Origin of the sequence: Ectopseudomonas oleovorans (genome assembly GCF_029845265.1) — a bacterium.
Lineage (GTDB): Bacteria > Pseudomonadota > Gammaproteobacteria > Pseudomonadales > Pseudomonadaceae > Aquipseudomonas > Aquipseudomonas oleovorans.
Window position 1 is genome coordinate 19,038 of record NZ_JAOCLK010000050.1, and the last position, 10,329, is coordinate 29,366.

6 protein-coding genes are annotated in these 10,329 nt (G+C 60.9%); all 6 read right to left on the reverse strand.

The annotated features are described in order from the left end of the window. Positions 1-165 precede the first annotated feature (165 nt). The gene (locus N5J71_RS19445) at positions 166-2,769 is read right to left on the reverse strand and encodes an EAL domain-containing protein (RefSeq protein ID WP_279917440.1); all 2,604 of its coding nucleotides are present in this window, start codon (positions 2,767-2,769) and stop codon (positions 166-168) included. Continuing rightward, the gene (ftsH, locus tag N5J71_RS19450) at positions 2,762-4,648 is read right to left on the reverse strand and encodes an ATP-dependent zinc metalloprotease FtsH (RefSeq protein WP_279917441.1); all 1,887 of its coding nucleotides are present in this window, start codon (positions 4,646-4,648) and stop codon (positions 2,762-2,764) included. The genes N5J71_RS19445 and ftsH overlap by 8 nt, the downstream gene beginning before the upstream one ends. 27 nt (positions 4,649-4,675) lie before the next feature. Then, entirely contained in the window at positions 4,676-6,106 is a 1,431-nt protein-coding gene (gene cls / locus N5J71_RS19455) for a cardiolipin synthase (RefSeq protein ID WP_116618356.1), read from the reverse strand. A gap of 16 nt (positions 6,107-6,122) precedes the next feature. Continuing rightward, complete coding sequence (gene clpK / locus N5J71_RS19460) at positions 6,123-8,972, reverse strand: heat shock survival AAA family ATPase ClpK (RefSeq protein ID WP_279917442.1); 2,850 nt, start codon at positions 8,970-8,972, stop codon at positions 6,123-6,125. A gap of 100 nt (positions 8,973-9,072) precedes the next feature. Beyond that, a complete protein-coding gene (locus N5J71_RS19465; RefSeq protein WP_104727628.1) occupies positions 9,073-9,645 on the reverse strand; it encodes an Hsp20/alpha crystallin family protein in 573 nt (190 codons plus the stop codon). Positions 9,646-9,673: 28 nt separating this feature from the next. Continuing rightward, positions 9,674-9,907 (reverse strand): helix-turn-helix transcriptional regulator, encoded by a 234-nt coding sequence (locus tag N5J71_RS19470; protein WP_104727630.1) that lies wholly within the window; start codon positions 9,905-9,907, stop codon positions 9,674-9,676. Positions 9,908-10,329 lie beyond the last annotated feature (422 nt).

Here is a 10,329-nt window from a genome sequence, read left to right on the forward strand (position 1 = left end):
CAATGAAACGTTAATGGAACGGGGTGTCCGATAAGACGACTCGATTACACCTGCATCACCGGGGCAATTGCAAAGCCACCCAGCGGCATATGCCCTGCGCGCCCGTGGCGCCGCCGATGGGTGGATCAGCCTCTTGCACGTCAACCATTCGTCCCATGCATGGCATCAATCCGGCTTCTGGTCCGGCGGCAGCAATCCCAGCAGATCCGCCTGCAAATGTTGCAACTTGTCGATGCCAGCCCTCAATGCCTCGTCACGGCCGGCTTTTTTCATTTCACTCAGGGCGTGAGCCATCTGCTGAATGCTCTGATGCAGGACATCGACCGGATCATCAGGATCCTTGCCGAAGAACGTAGGGCGACCACTTTGATCCCGCCAGTATTGGAGTGTTTCGGATTGAGGGGGCACTTGGGTCTTGCCTGACAGATAGTCGATCATCTGGGAAATCCAGACCCGGTGGTCGGCGTATGTGAACGGCACGGGCAGCGCGGAGCGACTGTCAGGTTTGAATCCCTTCCAGGATAAGGGTACCTGCCAGGTGTGTAGCCATTGCTCGAATTCATGCGCCGGCATCGGTTGCCCGATGGCATAACCCTGGCCCCACTCGCATCCCAGACGCAGCAGCATTTCACCATGCTGAATGGATTCGACTCCCTCCGCGATGCAGTTCCTGCCAAACGACCTTGCCAGTGCCAGTAGCGCATCCAGGATGGCGATATCGTCCGGATCCTCGAGCATGTCGCGTATAAAACCTTGGTCGATCTTGAGCAGGTGCGCGGGCAGGCGCTTCAGATAGGTCAGCGATGAATAGCCGCTGCCGAAATCGTCGAGGGCAAAACGCAATCCCATCCTCTCGCACAGCGCCATCAACTGAGACACTTGAACGAAGTCCTCCACGGCGCTGGTTTCGAGGATTTCCAGTTCAAGGTCTTGCGGCTGGGCGCCGGGATGTCGTGACAACATACCCCGCAGATGCATGATGAAGTCCGGTTGCAGCAAGTGCCGCGCACCGATATTTACGCTGATCGGGACATGAAGGCCGGCCTTGCGCCAAACTTCGATCTGGGTCAGCGCAGCCTCGATGGTCCATTTCCCCACGTCAATCCCGAGCGGATGGTTCTCAATGATGGGTATGAAGGAGGCAGGAGATAACAAGCCACGCGCCGGATGTTGCCAGCGGATCAAGGCTTCGGCGCCCAGCACCTCGCCGGTGCGCATGTTGACCTTGGGTTGGAAGTAAAGCAGAAACTGCCCATTGGCAAGGGCATTCGCTATGCTGTCCAACCCTTCATAACGGTTGCGCAGCTGATGATCCGTCTCCGAATCGAAAACGTGATATCGATTCTTGCCGGCTTGCTTGGCGCGATACATAGCCTGATCTGCCTGCCGCAGCAGTTGGTCGGCGTCGATATCTTCGCCTTGCGGGTAGTAGCTCACACCGATACTCGCGCTCACCTCGCACAGTGCGTCACCAATCGGTACGGGCTGTGCCGCTACCTCGATCAGGCGATCAAGAATTGGTAGGCTGAAGGAGTTTTCCGGCAGGTCGACCAGAACGGCGACAAACTCATCGCCACCAAGACGGGCCAAGGTATCCTCTTCGCGCAACACCTGCGTCATACGCCTGGACAGGACGGACAGCAATTTGTCGCCGACTGCGTGGCCGTGCTGGTCGTTGACCTCCTTGAATCCATCCAGATCGATGAAGACAACCGCCAGGTGCATGCCACGCCGACGTGTCTGACGAATGGCCTGCTTAAGGCGGTCTCCCAGCAATAGTCGATTGGGCAAGCCGGTGAGCAGGTCGTAATGAGCAACGCGTTCAAGCTGTTGCTGGTTCTCCTTCAGCGCCGTGATGTCGGAGAACATGGCTGCGTAATGCTCGATATGGCCCTGCATATCCGGGACTGCACTGATCGTCAGCAGCGCGGCAAACTGGCTGCCGTTCTTGCGTCGGCACCAGAGCTCTCCGTGCCAGTAGTCGTGCTCAAGCAGAGCCTGCCAAACGGTCTGATAAAACTCATCGTCATAGCGATCGGACTCGAGCAGACGGGGTGTCTGGCCCAATACTTCCTCCCGCGCATAACCCGTGATCACGGAAAACGCCCGATTGACGTTGACAATGTGGGCCTGAGCGTCGGTAACGAGGATGCCCTCTCCTGTGTGCGCAAAAACTTTAGCCGCAAGGCGAAGCTCTTCCGCAGATCTTCTGCGTGAGGTGACATCATGGATATAGCCGTGCCAGAGGATGCTCCCATCAGGCATGGCTTCAGGCGACGCCTCGCCTTCGACCCAGATCACCCGACCGTCTGGAAACTGCACACGGTACTCGTCATGCCAAAGCGCGAGTGACTGCCCCGACGCCTGTATGGTTTCATGCACACGGTCACGGTCTTCAGGATGGAGCGCCGCGAACGCAGGAGTGGCATCTTCAACAACATCCTCCGGTGCAACCCCGTATATTTCCCGCATCTTGGCGCTGGCATAAGGGAAGTGCGAGCTGCCGTCCGGACGAAGGCGGTATTGGTAAAGCATACCGGGAACGTGGCTGGCCAACTCTTCTCGCTGTAGGCGCATGGAGTTCAGCGCCTGCTCGACCCTCTTGAGATCGGTGATGTCCTCTACCGTCGCTGTGGTCAGCTCGATGGGTTCTCCGGCGAACAGCGGGTACTGGCACCGCTCGCAATTGGGCTGCTCAGCCAGTTTGTTGGCTGGAACGCGATTGATGGATTGGCAGTGTGGGCAGACGATATGAAGGCTGTCACTCATGAGGGGCTCCCTGGGACACAGAGGAAGCAATGGCTCCAGCAGTTGGACCACTGTGACATGGGGATTCGAGCTGTAGCCCTTGCGTCAGTTGCCGGATGCTGTATTCATCCAGCGTTTCCCGTGCGAGCAGTTCGCGCGCGCACCGCTCCAGCACTTCTCGGTTAATTTCGAGAATTCGGTATGCACGATCAAACACACCCATCACGATGTCACGGATGGCTTGGTCGATGCGTGTCTGAGTCGATTCGGCTACCCGGCAGCCACCCTGTACCAGTTCAGGCGCATCAAGAAAACGCGGCCTCTGTGCCTCAAAAGCAACGTACCCCAAGCCCTCATCCATGCCGAAGCGCGTAATCATGTCGCGGGCGATGTCGGTGGCCCGCGCGAGATCGTCTGAAGCCCCTGTGGACAGCTCGCCAAACACGAGCTTCTCAGCCGCACGCCCGCCCAGGAGGACGGCGATCTTGTGCTCCAGGTCGGCACGTGTCATCAGAAATCGGTCTTCGGTGGGCCGCTGCAGGGTGTAGCCGAGTGCACCGATGCCACGCGGAACGATTGAAATCTTGTGTACCGGATCGGTGCCGGGCAGCGCCAGCGCCACCAGAGCGTGTCCCATCTCGTGATAGGCCACGGTTTCCCGCTCCTTCGGATTGAGCACACGGTTCTTCCTTTCCAGGCCGGCCACGATGCGCTCGATGGCGGCGGTGAAGTCTTGCAGTTCCACAGCCTGCGCCTTGCGCCGGGTCGCGTTCAGCGCTGCTTCGTTCACGAGATTGGCCAGATCGGCGCCGGAAAAGCCGGTGGTCAGTGCCGCCACCTGTTCTAGATCTACCTCGTGGGCCAGGGTGATCTTCTTGACATGGACCTTTAGGATATCCAGGCGACCTTTCTTGTCGGGTCGGTCCACCAGCACCTGACGGTCGAAGCGCCCGGCGCGCAGCAAGGCCTGATCGAGGATCTCCGGCCGGTTGGTGGCTGCGAGGATGATCAGTCCGACCGAGCTGTCGAAGCCGTCCATTTCAGTAAGCAACTGGTTCAGCGTCTGCTCACGCTCGTCGTGTCCACCATTCGGTCCTCCGACACCCCGTGCACGGCCCAAAGCATCCAGCTCATCGATGAAGATGATCGCCGGTGCCTGCGCACGCGCCTGTTCGAACAGGTCGCGCACACGGGCCGCTCCCACGCCGACAAACATCTCGACAAACTCTGATCCGGAGATGGAGAAGAAGGGCACCGCCGCCTCACCGGCCACGGCCTTGGCCAGCAGTGTCTTGCCCGTGCCCGGTGGGCCGACCAGCAACACACCCTTGGGAATGCGCGCCCCGAGCCGTCCATACTCCTGCGGATTCTTGAGGAAGTCGACGATCTCAACCAACTCCGCCTTGGCTTCATCAACGCCAGCGACATCGGCAAAGGTCACGCCAGTATTCTTCTCCATGAATACCTTTGCACGGCTCTTGCCAATGCTCAGGAAGCCCCCCATGCCCTGTTTCTCAGCGAAGCGTCGGAACAGGAAGAACCAGACGCCAAAGAAGGCTACGGCCGGCAGAATCCACGACAAGATGTCGCGCAGCCATGTGCTTTCCACCACACGGGCATAGGGCACTTCATATTTCGACAGGCGATCTGCGAGGTCGGGTTCGACGCGGGTCGCTACGATGGTGGTCTTGCCCCGGCTGTCCGGCGATTTCAGGCGCCCGGTGACCGTGCGGTCCGCCACCAGCACATCGGCGACGCGCCCCTCGGCCAACGCTTTCTCGAATTCGCTGTAGGGTACGGGCTCGACGGTCTTGGCCGCCTGCCAGTAGTTCTGCAGCGTCAGCAGCAACAGGACGGCGACGATCCAGTAACCAATGTTCCATTGATCTTTCTTTTCCATGGGCAATGTTCCTCGCAAGTCGTGTCGCTAGAGAATGGGGGTGAACAGACGGGCCAACCCGTCGCGTAAGCGGATGGCCAGCGGGCGGGCGCGCAACGCCTTCGCCGATATCTCGCCCGACGCATCACGAGCGGCATCAAAAAGGGATGACAGCCGCGTAGACAACGCGGTGTCGTACACCTCCACATTGAACTCGAAGTTGAGGCGCAAACTGCGCGCATCCCAATTGGCCGAACCCAGGCAGCACCACGCTCCGTCTACCAGCATCAGCTTGCTGTGGTCGAACGGGCCAGGCCGTTCGAAGATGCGCACACCGTGCTCCAGCACCTGCCAGTAGTGGGCGCGCGCGGCCCATTGCACCGTGGGATGGTCGCCGTTTGCGGGCGTCAGCACGTCGATACGCACGCCGCGCAACGCGGCCGTGCTTAGCGCCGCGATCATCGGCTGATCGGGCACGAAGTAAGGTGTCCAGATGCGCACCGAATGCTTCGCCGCGCTCAAAGCGCCCATGAGGGTCCAGCGCATCCGGTCCAGGGCCTCGTCGGGACCGGCCTCGATGCCGCGCGCCCAACTGGTTCCCGGCTCATCAGCCGTTACGGGCGGTTCACCCCAGAAACCCTTGCTGAGCCGTTCGCCCGTGGTATCGCACCAATCATCGGTGAAGCTCCGCATCAGATGCTCTACCACCGGCCCGCGCAGACGAAAGTGCAAATCGTGACAGGCCTGGCCCGGCGCATCGGGCCGCCAATACGTGCTGAAGATGTTCAATCCGCCGGTGAAACCCGTCTCGCCATCGATCACCAGCAGCTTGCGGTGATTGCGCAGATGCGCGGCATGCAGGCGCGCGGGAATCAATGTCGGGTTGAACGTCGCCACCGGAACGCCGGCGCGCTGCAAGGCGCGGTAGGCGCTGCGGGGCGTCCAGCGGGCATACACGTCGTCGATCAGCACCCGCACTTGCACGCCGCGCTCATGAGCCCGGCGCAGCGCATCGACGAACTGCGCCCCGATGCCTTGGCTGTCGAAGATGTACGAGGTCAAGGCGACGCTGTACCGCGCCGATTCGATGGCGGCGAGCATGGCCGGGTAGGCCTGCTCGCCATCGACAAGCGGCTCGATGCGGTTGCCGCTGGTCAGCGACTGGCCGGTGGCGCGTCCCACCAGGTGGGCCAGACCGGCAAGTGGCGGCGATACAGCCTCGGGCATCGTGGGTGAGAGGTCCTGCCGAGCAGCAGGATCTGCCCCCGGGAAGAGCCGCCGCGCCCGCCGCTGGTAACGGTTGACGCCGAACAGCCCATACAGCAGCGAACCGGCCAGCGGCAACAAGGCGATCAGCAGTACCCACAGCGTGGCCGATCGAGGGTCACGCTTGTAGATGACCGCGTGCCCCGCTGTGGGGACAGCGACCGCCAGCGACACGAGGGTGGCTGCCCATGTCAGCCCATTGGGGTCGGACACGACAGCCTCCCATCGCTCAAGATTCGCCGTCCGCTGACTTCTTCTTGCGCGCAGGCTTGCTCGTGTCGCCAGGCGGTGCCTCGGCCACGTTCGCGGCATCGGGCTTTTCAGGCTCAGCCGGCTTCGCGGGTGGCTCCTGGCGCTCGAAGACCACCCGTTCGGCCTTGTCATCCCAGCGGGCGCTGGCGTGATCGCCCTTGCCGATACCGCCACCCAGCATCTCGCGCGCCAGTGCCGTCTCCAGCTCGCTGCGGATCAGCCGCTTGAGCTCACGCGCGCCGAACTCGGGCTTGTAGCCTTCCTCCGCGAAGTGATCAATCAAGGTCTGATCGAAGGTCAGCGTCACGCCCTGGCTGGCGGCGTTGCGGGCCACACGATCGAGCTGCAGGCCGACGATATGGCGGATCTCCTCCTTGCCCAGCGCATGGAATACGATGATCTCGTCGATGCGGTTGAGGAACTCGGGGCGGAAGTGTCCGCGCAGCACGTCCATCACCTCGGACTTGGTCTTCTCGTATTCCTCGCCGGCGGCGCTACGGGCCTTCAGCCGACGCTGGATGATGTCCGAGCCCAGGTTTGAGGTGGCGATGATGATGGTATTGGTGAAATCCACCACCCGGCCCTTGCCGTCGGTGAGCCGCCCGTCGTCGAACACCTGCAGCAGGATGTTGTAGACGTCGGGGTGAGCCTTCTCGATCTCGTCCAGCAGCAACACGCTGTAGGGCTTGCGACGCACCTTCTCGGTGAGCTGGCCGCCCTCGTCATAGCCCACATAACCCGGAGGCGCGCCCACCAGGCGTGCGACGGTATGGCGTTCACCGTACTCAGACATGTCGATGCGCAAGAGCGCCCCCTCATCGCCGTAGATGGTTTCAGCCAAAGCCTTGGCGAGTTCGGTCTTACCCACGCCGGTCGGGCCGAGGAACAGGAACGTGGCCACCGGCTTGCTGCCCTCGCGCAGGCCCGCGCGCGACAACCGCACGGCATCGGCCACCGCGCGCACCGCTTCGTCCTGGCCCACCAGGCGCTCGTGCAGCCGCTGCTCCAGATGCAGCAGCTTCTCGCGTTCTTCCACCGTCAGCTCGTTGACCGGAATGCCGGTCAGGCGCGAGACGATCTGCGCGACATGCTCGGCCTTGACTTCGGCGCTGCCCGAGGCGCGCTCGCGTTCCCATTCCTCGACAAGCTTCTTGAGTTCGGCCTCTTTGGCCTCGATGTGCTTGCCCAGCTCGGCGGCCTTGTCGTACTGCTTGCGCGAGGCCATATAGTCCTGCTCACGCCGCAGCTGGTGCAGTTCGGACTCCAGCTCTTGCACCGCCACCGGGCGGGCTGTGGCCGACAGTTTCACGCGTGCGGCCGCCTGGTCGAGCAGGTCGATGGCCTTGTCAGGCAAAAAGCGTGCGGTGATGTAGCGGTCCGACAACTCGGCGGCGGCGATGATCGCATCCTCGGTGATGCTGACCTTGTGGTGCGCCTCGAAGGTGTCGCGCAGGCCGCGCAGGATCATCATGGTCTGCGCTACCGTCGGCTCGGGCACCATCACCGGCTGGAAGCGACGCTCCAGCGCGGCGTCCTTCTCGATGTACTTCTGATACTCGTTGAGCGTGGTGGCGCCGATCAGGTTCAGTTCGCCGCGCGCCATCATCGGCTTGAACACGTTGGCCACGTCCAGCCCGCCTTCGCCGCCACCCTGGCCGGCACCGACGATGGTGTGCACTTCATCGATGAAGAGAATCATCTCGCCCTGGTGCTCGGTCACTTCCTTGAGCACCTTCTGCACGCGCTCCTCGAACTCGCCGCGGTACTTGGCGCCTGCCACCATGGCGTTGATGTTGAGTTCGACCAGACGTTTGTCGCGCAGCGTCTCGGGCACTTCGCCGGCGACCATGCGCTGCGCCAGCCCTTCGACAATCGCGGTCTTGCCGACGCCGGGCTCACCGATCAACACCGGGTTGTTTTTCTTGCGCCGGGCCAGCACCTCGATGGTGGTCTCGATCTCCTGCGCACGGCCGATGACCGGATCGAGCTTGCCGTCACGCGCCATTTTGGTGAGATCACGCGAGTACTTGTCGAGCTCAGGTGTGTTGGTCGGCGTCTCAGCGCGCCCGTCCTCGGCCCCCTTGCCGACCACCTTGCTCACCTGTTGACGCAGCGCCTGCGGCGTGAGGCCGTATCGGCGCAGCAGGTTGGCGGCCAATCCTTCGCCTTCCTCTGCCAAGCCGATCAGGAAGTGCTCCGGGCCGACATACGAGTGACCCAGTTCGTTGGACGCCACGAAAGCACGACTCAGTGCATCCTTGACGCGCGGCGACACACCAATTTCGCCCTCAAATGGCTGGTCACCGCGTTTGGCTTCGGATTCGATCTGTCGCGTGAGATCATCGACCTTGATCTTGAACTGACCGAGGATGGTCTTGATTACGTCGCTGTGGTTCAGTGCCAAAAGCAGGTGCTCGGTATCCACTTCCGGACGACCGAACTCGGCCGCATACTTGGCGGCTTCCTGAAGCAACGCCTCTGATTGCTCGCTGATGCGACTAGCGAGTCCGCTGCCTCGACGGCGCTGTGCACCTGATCCCGCCGAAGCCGGTTCGCCAAAGGAGGCATCGACCACATCATCGGTATCGGCAGTAACAGTCGTCGACTCGTCACCAATACGGAAAAAGTCGCTGCCCAGAAAGTCCTCAAACAGACCGCTGCGCGCGCCAAACAGGGCTTCCAGCGGAGAAACGCTGCGCTTCTGCTGGCGCACGAGGTGGCGGTAATGATCGTCACAGAGCAGCATGGTGCTGTGACGACCATTGAGATTGGCTTCCACCCGCACCGTGGCGGGCTGGCCGCAGACTTGGCATTGTTTTCTGGCCATGCTGACACTCCTTAACTTAGAGAGACAGCGAGGCACCGTATGGCACAGTGCCACGCCGGGCGTTTGATCACTTTCGATATGAAAGAGTTGGTTGATGGCGTCAGCTATTGACCGGGATTGAACGCCCCTGTTTTGGTGCACTGACCTCACGCTTGTCCATGGTGATCGTCAGCACTCCGTTCTTGAAATTGGCTTTGATCGTATCCTGGTTGGCATCATCTGGCAGATTCAGGGCGCGCTGGAAACTGCCATAGGAGCGTTCGATGCGGTGAAAGCCACTCTCTTTCTTTTCCTGCTCCTGACGCTTCTCACCACGCACTACCAGCACGTCGTTGTCGAGGGTGATCTGGATATCCTTCTCCTCAACACCGGGAAGTTCCAAAGCAATCTTGTACTGTTTGTCGCCTTCCTGGATGTCCAGGGCCGGCTTCAGCATGCCCGGCCAGTCGGCTGGCAAGCGCGGAACGGCCAGTGCAGGAAATCCAAATCCCCGAAAGGCATCATCGAACAGACGATCAATCTCGCGATGCAACTGCAAGATCGGACTGACCGCTCCTCCTGGCACTGGGACATCATTGCGCTGCACTGGCAGAGCGGAAGAGGCGGTTTGCTGCTCCTCCTGCTCCTTCTTGAACCAGTTCCAGGGTGCCAACTTCTTGAAGTCAATATCCATGTCACACCTCCAAATAGAGAAGATTCAGTTAACTCGTTCGCCTGTTGAGACGAACATCGCGCGGCTTCGACAAGTCCTGTTCGGCTGATTTCTGCTGTGCACGTTTGCGCATCACCTCCTTATTCGTGCTGGCTTGCGTCTGATCGGCAATCCACTGATCAATCTCGCCTTTCGCGGCGAGTCTATATAGTGCTCGTTTACCGATCTTCAAATAGGCGGCCAACTCATCGAGCGTAAGGATCAATAGATGGCCGGTTTTCATCGCACCTTCTCCACGCTCCTTCATCTGTGCGAGATTGCGGAAGTTTTGCAAGTCTTTGCAAAGTGTGTACTAGACAGAAACGCTGTCAAGGCGCACAAGGCACATAGACGTGCCCACATGCCGAACAGGCTGCCTATGGAGCCTAGGGGCTGTTGCCGTTTTGCGCTAATCAGTTGATATATAGGTCGCGGTAGGGACGGCAGTTACCTGCCGCCCCCCGCACAGATCCGTACGTGCGGAACTACCGCATACGGCTCCTGCCTCAGGTTCGTGACGCGAAGCGTTCCTCCGGATAGGGGTGTGCAATTCTGGGCTTCGGTATGTAGATGTCTGCGAGACGACCAAAGCGTGACCACTGGAGCCGGTTACGCTGGCTGCGACGTTTGAGGGCTTGCCGCCAGAGGCGGCAGACCGCCGAACGG

Bases quoted from the DNA above. Each gene is read 5' to 3' on its own strand.
- N5J71_RS19445 (WP_279917440.1), bottom strand. From the start codon at position 2,769: ATGAGTGACAGCCTTCATATCGTCTGCCCACACTGCCAATCCATCAAT.
- ftsH (WP_279917441.1), bottom strand. From the start codon at position 4,648: ATGGAAAAGAAAGATCAATGGAACATTGGTTACTGGATCGTCGCCGTC.
- clpK (WP_279917442.1), bottom strand. From the start codon at position 8,972: ATGGCCAGAAAACAATGCCAAGTCTGCGGCCAGCCCGCCACGGTGCGG.
- N5J71_RS19465 (WP_104727628.1), bottom strand. From the start codon at position 9,645: ATGGATATTGACTTCAAGAAGTTGGCACCCTGGAACTGGTTCAAGAAG.
- N5J71_RS19470 (WP_104727630.1), bottom strand. From the start codon at position 9,907: ATGAAAACCGGCCATCTATTGATCCTTACGCTCGATGAGTTGGCCGCC.